The sequence below is a fragment of the Fluviicola sp. genome (assembly GCF_039596395.1).
In the GTDB taxonomy this organism is placed as follows: domain Bacteria; phylum Bacteroidota; class Bacteroidia; order Flavobacteriales_D; family Crocinitomicaceae; genus Fluviicola.
Genome location: NZ_JBCNJT010000002.1, coordinates 441,699 through 455,330, shown reverse-complemented (window position 1 = coordinate 455,330; position 13,632 = coordinate 441,699). Strand labels below are relative to the sequence as shown.

Annotated in this window: 14 protein-coding genes; all 14 read left to right on the top strand. The window is 44.1% G+C overall.

What is annotated here, in order from left to right; translation table 11 throughout:
- Positions 1–182 precede the first annotated feature (182 nt).
- The gene (locus tag ABDW02_RS11005; protein ID WP_343634607.1) at positions 183–1,157 is read left to right on the top strand and encodes a hypothetical protein; all 975 of its coding nucleotides are present in this window, start codon (positions 183–185) and stop codon (positions 1,155–1,157) included.
- A 3-nt stretch (positions 1,158–1,160) separates the two neighbouring features.
- On the top strand, positions 1,161–4,097 hold the full coding sequence (locus ABDW02_RS11000) for a T9SS type A sorting domain-containing protein (protein WP_343634606.1): 2,937 nt from the start codon (positions 1,161–1,163) through the stop codon (positions 4,095–4,097).
- Complete coding sequence (locus ABDW02_RS10995) at positions 4,094–4,753, top strand: hypothetical protein (RefSeq protein WP_343634605.1); 660 nt, start codon at positions 4,094–4,096, stop codon at positions 4,751–4,753. Before ABDW02_RS11000 ends, ABDW02_RS10995 begins: the two co-directional genes overlap by 4 nt.
- Before the next feature lie 70 nt (positions 4,754–4,823).
- Positions 4,824–5,417, top strand: coding sequence for a carboxypeptidase-like regulatory domain-containing protein (locus ABDW02_RS10990; RefSeq protein ID WP_343634604.1), 594 nt, complete (start codon positions 4,824–4,826; stop codon positions 5,415–5,417).
- A 4-nt stretch (positions 5,418–5,421) separates the two neighbouring features.
- Positions 5,422–5,619 (top strand): hypothetical protein, encoded by a 198-nt coding sequence (locus ABDW02_RS10985; RefSeq protein WP_343634603.1) that lies wholly within the window; start codon positions 5,422–5,424, stop codon positions 5,617–5,619.
- Positions 5,620–6,182: 563 nt separating this feature from the next.
- Positions 6,183–6,746 carry a hypothetical protein gene (locus tag ABDW02_RS10980; protein ID WP_343634602.1) on the top strand — a complete coding sequence of 188 codons (564 nt, stop codon included), beginning with the start codon at positions 6,183–6,185 and terminating at the stop codon, positions 6,744–6,746.
- A gap of 260 nt (positions 6,747–7,006) precedes the next feature.
- A complete protein-coding gene (locus ABDW02_RS10975; protein WP_343634601.1) occupies positions 7,007–7,372 on the top strand; it encodes an NADH-quinone oxidoreductase subunit A in 366 nt (121 codons plus the stop codon).
- Complete coding sequence (locus ABDW02_RS10970; protein ID WP_343634600.1) at positions 7,360–7,908, top strand: NADH-quinone oxidoreductase subunit B; 549 nt, start codon at positions 7,360–7,362, stop codon at positions 7,906–7,908. The genes ABDW02_RS10975 and ABDW02_RS10970 overlap by 13 nt, the downstream gene beginning before the upstream one ends.
- Positions 7,901–8,407 carry an NADH-quinone oxidoreductase subunit C gene (locus tag ABDW02_RS10965; RefSeq protein WP_343634599.1) on the top strand — a complete coding sequence of 169 codons (507 nt, stop codon included), beginning with the start codon at positions 7,901–7,903 and terminating at the stop codon, positions 8,405–8,407. The genes ABDW02_RS10970 and ABDW02_RS10965 overlap by 8 nt, the downstream gene beginning before the upstream one ends.
- A 10-nt stretch (positions 8,408–8,417) precedes the next feature.
- Positions 8,418–9,635 carry an NADH-quinone oxidoreductase subunit D gene (locus ABDW02_RS10960; RefSeq protein ID WP_343634598.1) on the top strand — a complete coding sequence of 406 codons (1,218 nt, stop codon included), beginning with the start codon at positions 8,418–8,420 and terminating at the stop codon, positions 9,633–9,635.
- Between the two features lies 1 nt (position 9,636).
- Positions 9,637–10,173, top strand: a complete 537-nt coding sequence (locus tag ABDW02_RS10955; RefSeq protein ID WP_343634597.1) for an NAD(P)H-dependent oxidoreductase subunit E — start codon at positions 9,637–9,639, stop codon at positions 10,171–10,173.
- Between the two features lie 2 nt (positions 10,174–10,175).
- Positions 10,176–11,519 carry an NADH-quinone oxidoreductase subunit NuoF gene (gene nuoF, locus ABDW02_RS10950; protein WP_343634596.1) on the top strand — a complete coding sequence of 448 codons (1,344 nt, stop codon included), beginning with the start codon at positions 10,176–10,178 and terminating at the stop codon, positions 11,517–11,519.
- Positions 11,520–11,529: 10 nt separating this feature from the next.
- On the top strand, positions 11,530–12,492 hold the full coding sequence (locus ABDW02_RS10945) for a 2Fe-2S iron-sulfur cluster-binding protein (RefSeq protein ID WP_343634595.1): 963 nt from the start codon (positions 11,530–11,532) through the stop codon (positions 12,490–12,492).
- 1 nt (position 12,493) lies between these two features.
- Positions 12,494–13,624, top strand: coding sequence for an NADH-quinone oxidoreductase subunit NuoH (gene nuoH, locus ABDW02_RS10940; RefSeq protein WP_343634594.1), 1,131 nt, complete (start codon positions 12,494–12,496; stop codon positions 13,622–13,624).
- Positions 13,625–13,632 lie beyond the last annotated feature (8 nt).

The following is a 13,632-nucleotide window of genomic DNA, read 5'->3' as shown; positions in this document are numbered from 1 at the left end:
CTCTGTTCAGTCACCGGTTCATCTTTTATCATTGAACAGCTATTAATCAGTGTATTGAAATTTAGTTTCACCTTTCAAAGAACTTTAAGGTTTCAAATGTTAAATTTTTGTTTCACGGAAGTGTAACCAAAAAAGTTTTTTACATTTATTCCATTAACTGAAATCTTAAACTGTTCAAAAGTATGAAACCTGCTGTTCAAAAGGCTATGTATGCCTTAACCACCGTATTAGTAATTGCCAATCATTCTTATTCCCAAACCAATACATTCCCGGCTACGGGAAATGTAGGGATTGGAACCGGCGCTGCGCCCACAGCCAAGTTGCAAGTCAACGGATCTGCCAGGATTGACTCTACCTTAACCATAAACGATTCCATGATCGTAAACCGGGATGCACACATCCGCAGCGATTTGCAGGTGGATGGAAATACCACACTTGAAGGACGTTTGATACTCAATGCGTTTCGTGACTCCACCTTGGCGAATGATGAAGTAATCCTGATCGACTCTACCGGAAATCTCAAAAGAGGCGGTGATTTAAAGAGTTTGGTTTATTCCGAATCAACCTATGTGCCTTGCAAAGACGATAACGGTGGAAATACTACACCTGCCTCTCCTGTTTGGTTGAATGGTCCGGGTAAAATATACACCAGCCATCATTGCGTTCCCGATGTTAAAGTGGGAATCGGCCAGAATGATCCGGACTCAAAACTGCATATCACAACCGCTCTGAACAAAACTACGCATCCATTAATCATAGACAAATACTTACAGGGAAGTCCAACTAACTATAAATTACTGGAACTGGACAACGATGGATTGCTTTATGCCCGTGAAGTAAAAGTAAATCTGGATAATTGGCCGGATTATGTGTTCGATGCCAATTACCGGTTGATGCCTTTGAACGAATTGCAGGCATTTATTCAAAAGAACAACCACTTGCCAGACGTTCCGGGCGCTTGTGAAATGGAAGAATCAGGAATCAATTTGGCAAAGAACAACGTGATGCTGATGGAAAAGATCGAAGAATTGACTCTTTACGTGCTTCAGATCAACGAAAGGCTAAAGACGCAGGAAGAATTATTGAAACAGCAGGAAGAAACCATCCGCCTGCAACAGGAATTGATCCGGAAACTGGAACACCAATCAAAACCTTAAACCATGAGAAAGTTTATAACAGGAATGTTCCTGCTCATGGGATTAAATGGGTGGGGACAAATAGACACCGTTTTCTTATCACAGGAAAAACTGGCAGATACCATTTATCATAAGTTGTCGGCCAAGGCCCCAACCGGGTATTTGGCGAATAAACTAACGCTTTTGCCTGTGGATAGCCTCTTGCTTAAAACCGGTCAATTTGAGGGTGATTCCACCGGGTATAAATCAAATGCCGACAGGATGATCCAATGGTTGTATGAGATGAACAGCATGGCATTTGATAAGACGCTCTTACCACCTATGGATTCTGTTTTCAATGAAGCTTACAGCTACGTGGGTGAAATGGATTTCGAACTGGAGATCATCGTTGTTCCCATAGGCATCTTTGAACTGGAATATAATACTGTAGATGAAGAGCTTGGGTTAAGCAATGGAATATTGGGAAAAGAAACTTCTGTATTCTCTGATCTGGATCCGTTGGATCAATCGATTGTTTCAACGGATACATCCCTGCTTGCCGGGCCATTATTCGATTATTTTTCGAGTGACGTCATGGGAATAGTGCTGAAAAGCGACTTTTTCATAAGCAATATCAGGAGTATCAGTGACGTGCAGTCCGTTGAATTAGGTCGGGATAGTACCTGGAAAACCATCATGTTTGACGAAGTAACCTATTTCGCTCCACACTATGACTCCATTCAGTTCTTCCAAATACGAATTACTTATACCGACAGTACTTCAAAATTATTTGGTTTTATCCTGAATACTCCGGAAGTACTGCAGGAAGACAAGCCCAAGATTTTTTTCGATCCGGGAGAATGGGAAGGTGACGACGATGATTATGCAACCGGCTGCAAGAAAAAAGACAAAGAAGGAGCGGGTTGTACCAGATGTGGCATGATCCAAAAAGATGGGAACAAATTGAAATGGTGTATGATCCCGGCATGTGGAAGATACCGTCCTGAAAAACCCTATATTTTAGTCACCGGGTACCGTCCGCCGATGTTCGGCCAGGGATTCAAAAAAACGTGGACCATTTATAACGATTGGCACGATAACCTGCTCCAAAACCTGCGTGGACAGGAATACGACATCTTTATTGTGAAATTTAATATGGCCGGTAAACCTTATAAGCATGGGATGCAGGAGTCGGCCGAATTGCTCGAAACATTCCTGATTGATCTGAACATGAACCTGAAAACCGGGCAGTATTTTGAAAACATTATCCAGGGTTCTTCCATGGGAGAAGAAATTGCCCGTTTAACCTTGTTGCGCATGGAAAAAAAGCACATGGACTACAGCCAGAATTATCCGCATCACCACACAAGGTTGAATAATGCTTACGATGCCAATTTCTTCGGGGCGAATATTCCGTTGGGTTACCAGTACCAGGTTTATAGTGCGAATTATTACAAGAGTAATATTCTCGGGGGTAACGGATACATGACTCCTACACCGCTGATAAATGGGGTGCATTATTTTTTAAGCACTTTTTTATTGGCAACCGTCAATCAAAAATCATTCAAAGAGCTGGTGGCTTATCATGCGGCGTTCGATAATGACAACATCTTCTTGTCTCCCATACAGGAAATTAATTATACGGAACCTTCCTATCATTGGAGAAGACAGAATTTCCTGGATGCTCTGACTGAGGTAGATAACGGTGAACACATTTTCCCGATGCCGGTAGCAACAAGGAACATCGCTATTTCTTTGGGAAAAATTGAAGGAAAAAACAGCGATGGGACCGAGGAATACAACAATGCAGGAGAATACTGGCAGAATATTTCCTTCCTGGGCTACCGGTTCCGGGTTGGAACAGCGAAGTACATGCCATCCGGGCAAACCTTCCAGATCTTTAAACGGCAATTGCCGCCTTTATTCCTGAACCCGTTCCAGACCGTCTGCAAACACGAGGTCAATGTATCCCTAATGCAGGAAATTGACAATGTATCCGGTTCGTTTATGAATGGCGTCGGGAATTTCATTTCGGTGTCCGATTGGACCTTTTTCCCCATCACCCAGATTTACAACGGGAAAGCCTTCTACAGCCACAAATCGGTAGTGACGGCTCTGGGGATTAACCGGAATCTCTGGCCGGCAGACGGCAGTATGACAGTGAATGTAAAGGATTTGGGATTGATGTACAATCAATTTGACATAGTTAATATTCCCCAGTCAAATCATTATGGTTATCCGAATTTGGGACGTCCGAATGACCATTTCCAGGTCACTCCTTTTGAAGCCATTTATATCGACAACAAAATCAATCCACACATTATTTTAAAGGATGATGAAGCTACTGACCTCAAAGCTCTGAATGATTTCATCTTTGACGAAGCAGAGCCCTGGTATCTGAAACTGCAGAACCAAAACGTCGGCTCCAGAGCGCGATCCAATTATAAATACTACGTGCGTCGCCGGGCACTCCATTGGATTACAGTGGGACACCTGGTAACTCCCGCTACCGATCCGGGAGATTATGTAACCCGGGCAAATGCGGTAGTGGATCTACGCGCGGGAGACGAGATCAACCTGAAACCCGGAGTGCATTTCATGAATGGTTCAACCGTGCATCTGAAAATTGAATTTGAACGCTGTGAGGCTACTGATTTGACACCTGGTGAAACTTCTCCGGGGGAGTATACCGGTTCGGAACATCCTGAGCGAAAGCTGGATACGGAGGAGTTGAGGAGAGTCTGGAAATCAGTCCGGATCTATCCCAATCCGACGCTTGACGGGACTTTTTCTTTGAAAGCTGACCCGGAAGTGCTAATTTCAGCTATCCGGATCTACAACATGTTTGGGGTTTTGATCAGTGAAACAAACAATATGGAAACATTGGAATACCATCACCGCTCCGCATTAAGCACAGGGACCTATTTGATCCAGGTAAGTACCGGTTCAAAAACTGAAACACATAAATTGGTTGTATTATGAAGCAATTGGCAATTTTTAGTTTGGTATTCCTATTTGTTGGAGGTTGCACCAAATTCGGGAAAAATATGACAGTGAAAGGAAGAGTATTGAATCCAATTACGGGTGAAAAAATTCCAAATGCACCTTTGATCATGTATCGTTCTACACTGGATTATCCCAGTGGAAAGAAAAAAGTAAAAGAAACAAAGACAGATTCGGAAGGGTATTTTGAGATTAGTAAGGCAAGCCTTTCTAAGTGTTACTTAACGTGTAATGTAACGGAAGTGGGCGATTATTATCCGATAGGTTGGGAGAAGAAGGATGACATTCCTTTGTTTGATGCTTTTACTATCAGTATTAAAAAGGGTAAAACCATGCATGCGGATTATTATGCTGTACCATACGGAGAACTTAAAATCAGTATTCATAACGTAAATTGCCAAGGGGCAAATGATACCCTGATTTATAAAAGAAGCTACGTCTCACTAAATGGAATTTCTGTCTTTCAACCATTCACTTTAACAGGCTGTTATGATAATGATGGGGTTTTCGCTAAGGTTCCAAGTGGCGAGTATTTAGTTGAATGGACAGTAATAAGGAATGGCACAAGTAATGACTATACTCATATTGTCAGTGTTCCTGCAAATGGTCAGGCATATTATAATATTGACTATTGATATGAAGTCTGTTTTCATTCTCGTTTTGATATTGTCAATATTTTCTTCCTGCACCAAATTCGGGAAGAATATGACCATAAAGGGCCGTGTTTTGAACCCTGTTACGGGACAAGGAATTCCGAATGTACCGGTGGTTATGTACCGTTCCACTTTGGATTACCCCAGTGGGAGCAAACGGGTGAAAGAAACGACCACAAATTCGGAAGGATATTTTGAGATTAGCAAAGCGAGTCTCTCCAAATGTTACCTGACTTGTCATGTAACCGAAGTAGGTGACTATTATATTATAGGTTGGGAAAAGAAGGATGACATTCCTTTGTTTGATGCTTTTACCATCAGTGTTAAAAAGGGTAAAACCATGCATGCCGATTTTTACGCAGTACCTTATGGAAACCTACAGATTAATATTAATAACACTTCTTGTTTTGACTCAAACGATGAATTAAAAATTTACAGAACTCATTCAATTGTTGGTTTTTATGATAATGTTCCTAACCCAGCGGTTTATATGGGGTGTATAAATCAAACAGGGAATATGAATAAAGCTCCAATGGGTTGGTATAAGTATAATGGAACTGTTACAAAGAATGGAATTGTAACTGCAAAAAGAGATAGTATCTATTTAAGTGAAGGAGAGACTAAAATTTGGAATATCAACTATTGATTCTATGCGCTTACTGCTATTCTCAATTTTGATTTTTGTTTTGGGTTGCACCAAATTCGGGAAGAATATGACCATAAAAGGCCGTGTTTTGAACCCTGTTACGGGACAAGGAATTCCGAATGTACCGGTGGTTATGTACCGTTCCACTTTGGATTACCCCAGTGGGAGCAAACGGGTGAAGGAAACAACTACAGATTCGTAAGGATATTTTGAGATTAGCAAAGCGAGTCTCTCCTGAACCACAAGACCACTAAATCTCCGGCCAACCTCTGTTAATCTCCAGCAAACCCAAGTCAATCTCCAACGAACCTTTGTTAATAGCGCAGAGACTTTTGTTAATAACTCGGAAGCCTTTGTTAATCTCCCGTCAACCTCTGCTCGTGGAAAGTAAACCGAAGTCAATCTCCAACCAACTTATGTTCGTGGAAAGTAAACCGAAGTCAATCTCCAACCAACTTATGTTCGTGGAAAGCGAACCTACATCAATCTTCCGCCAAACCGATGCTCGTAGAAAACAAACCCAAGCCAATATCCAACGAACCGATGCTCGTGGAAAGTGAACCGAAGTCAATCTGCGGGCAACGGAAGTCACTGTGCAGCAAACCGGGCTGTTTGTTAAAGAGGAGGATGAAATTTTCAGGGTCGGCGAAGCAGACAAATGTTTTTGCGGGTTATTCAGACTACTAACTAGTCATTCATTTCAAGTACGGAAAATCGCAACAACAATCTCGAATCATTTTCGCAAGTTTGCAGAAACCAAATGAAATGAAGTTATCCGGTAATGTGTTGTTTTTCCTGATTGTTTTAAGCTGGTTCCTGTCAACTGGCAGCCACGCTCAAACAGACCGGTTTTCGGAAGGATCCGGGTTGCCTGCGGCGTCTCGCGAAAGTGTTATTCGCAGCATGCGCATACACAATGGCTATTTCGATACATTCTGGACCGGCCCCCGGGTCAGTTACATGCAGGGAAAACACGGCTTCCTTGGGGTTTCCGGAGCATTTATGTGGCACAATATCGGCTACATCCCCGAGGCACACATCGGATTTGCGGCGGGAATGGACTTCCGGCTCACTAAATCCGCGGTTTATGTACCGAAGCTTACGTTTGAGGGCCGTTACGCCGTTTTCCTGGCAAGAGTGGGTTACTCCTATCTTACCGATTTCAAATCCGATTCCGAACACCGCTTTTCTGCAGAAATCGGATTTTCGCTCCTGAGTTTCCTGGATATCACATACCTGCATTCCTTCGGGTCGAAACGGAATCCGTTCGGGCTGAACAACGATTACTTCAATCTGACTGTCACTATTCCTTTGAACAGTGATTGGTGAAATCAAGAAATTTTTTCATAAAATGAACTGGAAATTCGTTAAAAAAATCTTTTAACATTTTCATTTTCACACCACTCCTTTTAGATCCCATCACATCAATACGCCTTTATCATCGCTCTACAAAACCTTTTCTTCGACCAACGGTTTTACTGGGTTTTAAAAGTATTTACCCTGTAATTTAGATTAAATCTAAATAGTTTTTTTCGCGGTTTTGTCTTGTTAAAAAGTATTAAATTCGCCTGTCTTAAAAATTAGAGATTATGTCTTCTGCAGAAGATTACTTACCGATATTGCTCCAGGCAGGTGTTGCCCTGGGCTTTGTTGTAATGGTTTTGGTAGTTGCCCCGATGTTGGGTCCCAAACTATTCGGAAAAAAGAAAAATGCCAACTGGGAGTGTGGTATTGAAGAAGTTGGAAACGCTCGTTTTCCGATCTCCATTCGTTATTTATTAACCGCAATTTTGTTCGTACTGTTCGACGTGGAAGTAATCTTCTTCTACCCGTACGCGGTGAATTTTAAATTCCTGCAGTCCGACGGATTGATCGCGGTAATTGTTTTCGTAGCATTCTTCCTGACCGGATTTTTCTACGTACTTAAAAAAGGTGCTTTAGAATGGGAAAAGTAGAAATTATCAATGGTGTAGAAACCATTAACGGAGAAGGGTTCCAATTGACCATGCTTGACAAGGTCATCGGAGCTGCTCGTGCAAATTCCGTGTGGCCCCTGCCGTTTGCTACCTCTTGCTGTGGTATCGAATACATGGGAACAATGGGGAGTAACTACGACGTGGCGCGTTTCGGAATGGAACGTATGTCCTTTTCTCCACGCCAGGCAGATCTGTTGATCGTTGCCGGTACAATCTCCAAAAAACTGGCTCCGATCCTGAAACAGGTTTACGAACAAATGGCAGAGCCGAAATGGGTTCTTTCTGTGGGTGCATGCGCTTGTTCGGGGGGAATTTTTGATACATACTCCGTATTGCAGGGAATTGACCGCGTGATTCCGGTAGACGTTTACGTTCCGGGATGTCCGCCAAGACCCGAGCAAATCATCGAAGGATGTATGAACATTCACCGTTTGGTGAAAAACGAATCATTGCGCCGACGTTATTCGGATGAATACAAGCATTTGTTGAAGAAATACGATTTGAACGATGAGTAATTTGACAAACGAAGCGGTACTGAGCCGTATCCAGGGAAAATTCGGAGAAGCTGTTCGCAATGCCGAAGAACCTTACGGATTATTGACCATCGAGATTGAAGCTGCGAAAGCTCATGATTTGATCCAATGGTTGAAAACAGATGAGGTTTTGAAAGTTTCTTTCCTGACCCTGATCGGTGGAGCTCATTTTCCAAACGATAAAGGACGCGAGATCTGTGTAAACTATCACCTGCATTCCTTCGTGAACAATGTGCGTTTACGCGTTCGTGCATTTCTTCCGATCGAAAACCCGAGCATTCAGTCCATTACGGATATTTATGTAGGAGCTGACTGGCAGGAGCGTGAATCGTATGATTTCTTCGGGATAATTTTCGAAGGACATCCGAACCTGACTCGTATCCTGAATGAAGACGATATGGATTACTTCCCGATGCGTAAAGAATACCATTTGGAAGATGCAACAAGAGAAGATAAAGACGATCGCTTCTTCGGTCGGTAATTAAAAAACTATGAGCGATACTCCAAATAACAAAAGCCTGTTTGCCGATGAAACCATCGACGGACAAATCGCGACGCTGAACCTTGGGCCGACTCACCCGGCAACACACGGAATTTTCCAGAACGTGTTGACCGTTGACGGTGAGAAAATCCTGGATTCGGTTCAAACAGTAGGTTACATTCACCGTGCTTTTGAAAAGCTGGCTGAAAGAAGGCCTTACAACCAGATTACACCGATCACAGACCGATTGAACTATTGTTCTTCCCCGATCAACAACATGGGTTGGGAAATGACGATGGAAAAACTGATCGGGGTGCAGGTGCCGAAGAAAGTGGATTACATGCGTGTGATCATCATGGAATTGGCGCGCATTGCAGACCATTTGGTTTGTAACTCGGTAATCGGGGTGGATACCGGGGCATTGACGGGATTTACCTACATGTTCCAGGAGCGTGAAAAAATCTACGAATTGTACGAAGAAGTATGTGGTGCACGTTTGACCACCAACATCGGCCGTATCGGAGGATTTGAGCGCGATTTTTCACCGGCGTTCCACACGAAATTAAAGAAATTCCTTCAGGAATTCCCGAAGCGTTTCCAGGAGTTCGACGACCTGTTATTGCGTAACCGTATTTTCATGGACCGTACCATTAAAGCCGGGCCAATCAGCGCAGAGCGTGCAATGGATTACGGATTCACGGGGCCAAACTTGCGTGCGGCAGGTGTGGATTACGATGTAAGAGTGATGACACCTTATTCTTCCTACGAAGATTTCGACTTTGAAATCCCTGTCGGAACACATGGAGACACTTACGACCGTTTCTGTGTGCGCCAGGAAGAAGTGCGTCAGAGTTTGAGAATCATTGAGCAGGCGTATAAGAACATGCCGGAAGGAAAACACTTTTCACCGGACGTTCCTGAATTCTATTTGCCTCCGAAAGCAGACGTTTATACGAAAATGGAAGCGTTGATCTACCACTTCAAAATCGTAATGGGTGAAACACCGGTTCCGGTCGGAGAAGTTTACCACGCGGTTGAAGGTGGAAACGGGGAATTAGGGTTCCACCTGATTTCAGACGGAGGAAGAACACCATACAGACTTCAGTTTAGAAGACCTTGTTTTATTTACTACCAGGCATATCCGGAAATGATTAAAGGGCAAACCATCTCAGATGCCGTTTTGACCTTAAGTAGTTTGAATGTGATTGCAGGAGAATTGGACGCATAAGATGAGTATATCAGTTACACATAATTATACAGATCAGCCTGAACCGGAGTTTAGCGCTGAAAAATTGTTGGAAGTACAACGCTTCATCAGCATGTATCCGGAAGGAAAACAGAAAAGTGCGTTGATGCGTATTCTTCATTTGGCAGAAGAAGAGTTCGGAGGCTGGTTAAGCGTTCCGACCATGAATTACGTTGCCCGCTTGTTGAATATCCAACCGATCGAAGTATACGAAGTAGCCACTTTCTATACCATGTTTAACATTGAAAAACCTGGGAAAGTTGTTTTGGAAGTGTGCAGAACGGGGCCATGTATGTTGGTTGGTTCGGATCAGATCATCGAATACATCGAGAACAAATTAGATATCAAAGTTGGCCAGACTTCAGCAGACGGAATGTTTACATTGAAAACTGCCGAATGTTTGGGAGCTTGTGGTTACGGGCCGATGCTGCAATGCGGAAAGCACTACCACGAACATTTGACTCCTGCGAAAGTAGACGAGTTATTGGACACCTTGCGTAAAGAACATTCAGAGAAATAGGAATGGGAAGAAAATTATTATTGGAACATGCAAACGTTCCCGGAATCGAAACTTTTGAAGTTTACCGCAGAAACGGAGGTTACCGTTCTGTAGAAAAAGCTTTGAAAACGATGTCGCCGCAAAATGTGGTGGAAGAAGTTCAGGCATCCGGACTGAGAGGTCGCGGAGGAGCAGGTTTCCCGACAGGAATGAAATGGTCTTTCCTGGCAAAGCCGGAAGGAGTTCCGCGTTACTTATTGTGTAATGCCGACGAATCTGAGCCGGGTACTTTCAAGGACCGTTACTTGATGGAGAAAATCCCGCATTTGCTGGTAGAAGGAATGATCGTTTCTTCCTATGCATTGGGATGTAACCAATCGTACATTTATATCCGCGGGGAATACATGTGGGTGTTGGAAATTGTGGAAAAAGCAATTGCCGAAGCATACGCAAACGGATTCCTGGGGAAAAATATCTTAGGTTCGGGATACGACCTGGATTTGGCTATTGCACCGGGAGGTGGAGCTTACATCTGTGGGGAGGAAACTGCCCTGATCGAATCCCTGGAAGGAAAACGCGGAAACCCGCGCATCAAACCGCCATTCCCTGCCGTAAAAGGATTGTGGGGATGTCCGACCGTAGTAAACAACGTAGAATCTATCGCAGCAGTTGTTCCGATCGTTAACGACGGAGGTGCTGAATACGCGAAAATCGGTATCGGGAAAAGTACCGGTACCAAATTGATCTCAGCTTGTGGAAACCTGGTAAAACCGGGGGTTTACGAAATCGAACTGGGATTATCCGTAGAAGAATTCATTTACTCCGACGAGTGGTGCGGAGGTATTGCAAACGGTAAGAAAATCAAGGCTTGCGTGCCGGGTGGTTCTTCCGTTCCGATCCTGCCTGCAAACCTGATTACCAAAACAGCTGAAGGAACAGACCGTTTGATGTCTTACGAAAGTTTGGCTGAAGGTGGTTTCGCAACCGGATCCATGTTGGGTTCAGGAGGTTTCATCGTGTTTGATGAAGATCAGTGTATCGTTCGGAATACCTGGAACTTCGCGCGTTTCTACGCCCATGAGTCTTGCGGACAATGTTCGCCTTGCCGTGAAGGAACCGGATGGATGGAGAAAGTACTTCGCCGTTTGGAGCACGGACAAGGTCACATGCACGACATTGACCTGTTGGCAGAGATCAACAAAAAAATAGAAGGAAATACGATTTGTCCGCTGGGTGATGCAGCAGCATGGCCGGTAGCAGCAGCAATCCGTCATTTTAGAGAAGAATTTGAATGGCACGTGACACATCCGGATGAAGCAGTAAAACGCAACTTCGGAATTGCGTCAAATCACATGCCTTTAGTATAAAACAGAGATCATGGTAAAAGTTATCATTGACGATATCGAAGTAGAAGTAGAACCGGGAACAACCATCCTGAATGCTGCTCGTAAGATCGGTGGAGATGTAGTTCCTCCTGCAATGTGCTATTACAGCAAACTGCAGGGAAGCGGTGGAAAATGCAGAACTTGTTTGGTGGAAGTAGCCGCAGGTTCAGCAGCAGATCCGCGCCCGATGCCCAAATTGGTTGCATCGTGTTCAACTCCGGTAATGGATGGAATGGTTGTAAAGAACAAAACTTCAGAGCGTGTATACGATAACCGTGCTGCAGTAACTGAGTTCTTGCTAATTAACCACCCGTTGGATTGTCCGATCTGTGACCAGGCCGGAGAATGTCACTTGCAGGATCTTGGATTCGAACACGGAAAAGAAGGAACACGTTACGAAGAGAAACGCAGAACGTTCGATCCGATCGATATCGGTGACAAGATTAAGCTGCACATGAACCGTTGTATCCTTTGCTACCGTTGTGTTTACACGGCAAACCAGTTGACGGATCAGCGTGTTCACGGGGTGTTGCACCGCGGAGATCATGCGGAGATTTCAACGTACATCGAAAAAGCAATCGATAATGACTTCTCGGGGAACGTCATCGACGTATGTCCGGTAGGAGCATTGACTGATAAAACATTCCGTTTCAAAAGCCGTGTGTGGTTCTTAAAACCGATGGAAGCTTCCTGTGAGTGTACGAAATGTGCCGGAAAAGCAGTTGTTTGGATGTTCGGAGACGAAATTTACCGCGTAACAGGCCGCAAGGACAAATACGGTGAGATCGAAGACATCGACGGGAAAACAGCATGGATTTGCAACGAGTGCCGCTTCGACAAGAAAGACAAGACCAAATGGAATATTGAAGGACCACGAGTGATCAATCGTCACTCCGTGATCTCTCAAAATAAATACATCGTTGACGAACGTCTTGAAACCAAAAAATTGAATTAAGATGATCATTAAATTAATCATAGTTGTTGTTTTATTCGCGGTTACGCTGGGAATTGCAGCTTATTTGACCCTGATGGAACGAAAAGTTGCTGCCTGGATGCAGGACCGTATCGGACCGGACAGAGCGGGACCATTCGGTTTGCTTCAACCGTTGGCTGACGGTGGAAAAATGTTCTTCAAGGAAGATTTCCGCCCAACGAACGCCGATAAGTGGTTGTTCATCATCGGGCCGGGAATTGCCATGTTTACTTCACTCATTACGGGTGCGGTCATTCCGTGGGGACCGGATCTGAAATTATTCGGTGAGCAGATTTCCCTGCAGGTGGCAGATGTAAACATCGGAATCCTCTTCATTATGGGAGCAGTTTCCATCGGAGTTTACGGAATCATGATCGGAGGCTGGGCTTCCAACAATAAATTTGCCTTGTTCGGAGCAATCCGTGCAAGTTCGCAAATGATCTCCTACGAATTGGCGATGGGAGTTTCCGTGATCACGATCGTGATGATGACCGGATCTTTGAGCCTGAGAGAGATCGTAGACCAACAGCACGGTTTCTGGCACGACGGATGGTTCTCCTGGAACGTATTCAAGCAGCCGATCTGTTTCGTGGTATTCTTAATTACTGCTTTGGCAGAATGTAACCGCGCTCCGTTCGACTTACCGGAATGTGAATCCGAGTTGATCGGTGGTTACCACACGGAATATGGTGCGATGAAATTAGGGTTCTTCTTATTTGCGGAATACGTAAACATGTTCATTTCCTGTGCAGTAATCTCCGCATTGTTCTTCGGAGGGTACAACTTCCCGGGAATGGATCATTTCTCCGGAAACACTTTGGCGATCCTGGGAACACTGGTTTTCTTCGCAAAAACGTTCTTCTTTATTTTCGTATTCATGTGGATCCGCTGGACATTGCCGCGTTTCCGTTACGATCAGTTGATGCACATCGGCTGGAAAAAAATGATTCCGATCGCATTGATCAACCTGTTGATCACAGGTGTTGTTATCGCTTACACTTCCGGATGGTTCTCCAAAAACAAGGACAACGAATCTGCAAGCAATGCGAAAGTAGAACAGCCTTTGGGTGTCAATACATCCTTTGAAAAGACGAAAACCGGAAATAGCTTATAAATATTCGA

Bases quoted from the DNA above. Each gene is read 5' to 3' on its own strand.
- ABDW02_RS11005 (WP_343634607.1), top strand. From the start codon at position 183: ATGAAACCTGCTGTTCAAAAGGCTATGTATGCCTTAACCACCGTATTA.
- ABDW02_RS11000 (WP_343634606.1), top strand. From the start codon at position 1,161: ATGAGAAAGTTTATAACAGGAATGTTCCTGCTCATGGGATTAAATGGG.
- ABDW02_RS10995 (WP_343634605.1), top strand. From the start codon at position 4,094: ATGAAGCAATTGGCAATTTTTAGTTTGGTATTCCTATTTGTTGGAGGT.
- ABDW02_RS10990 (WP_343634604.1), top strand. From the start codon at position 4,824: ATGACCATAAAGGGCCGTGTTTTGAACCCTGTTACGGGACAAGGAATT.
- ABDW02_RS10985 (WP_343634603.1), top strand. From the start codon at position 5,422: ATGCGCTTACTGCTATTCTCAATTTTGATTTTTGTTTTGGGTTGCACC.
- ABDW02_RS10980 (WP_343634602.1), top strand. From the start codon at position 6,183: ATGAAGTTATCCGGTAATGTGTTGTTTTTCCTGATTGTTTTAAGCTGG.
- ABDW02_RS10975 (WP_343634601.1), top strand. From the start codon at position 7,007: ATGTCTTCTGCAGAAGATTACTTACCGATATTGCTCCAGGCAGGTGTT.
- ABDW02_RS10970 (WP_343634600.1), top strand. From the start codon at position 7,360: ATGGGAAAAGTAGAAATTATCAATGGTGTAGAAACCATTAACGGAGAA.
- ABDW02_RS10965 (WP_343634599.1), top strand. From the start codon at position 7,901: ATGAGTAATTTGACAAACGAAGCGGTACTGAGCCGTATCCAGGGAAAA.
- ABDW02_RS10960 (WP_343634598.1), top strand. From the start codon at position 8,418: ATGAGCGATACTCCAAATAACAAAAGCCTGTTTGCCGATGAAACCATC.
- ABDW02_RS10955 (WP_343634597.1), top strand. From the start codon at position 9,637: ATGAGTATATCAGTTACACATAATTATACAGATCAGCCTGAACCGGAG.
- nuoF (WP_343634596.1), top strand. From the start codon at position 10,176: ATGGGAAGAAAATTATTATTGGAACATGCAAACGTTCCCGGAATCGAA.
- ABDW02_RS10945 (WP_343634595.1), top strand. From the start codon at position 11,530: ATGGTAAAAGTTATCATTGACGATATCGAAGTAGAAGTAGAACCGGGA.
- nuoH (WP_343634594.1), top strand. From the start codon at position 12,494: ATGATCATTAAATTAATCATAGTTGTTGTTTTATTCGCGGTTACGCTG.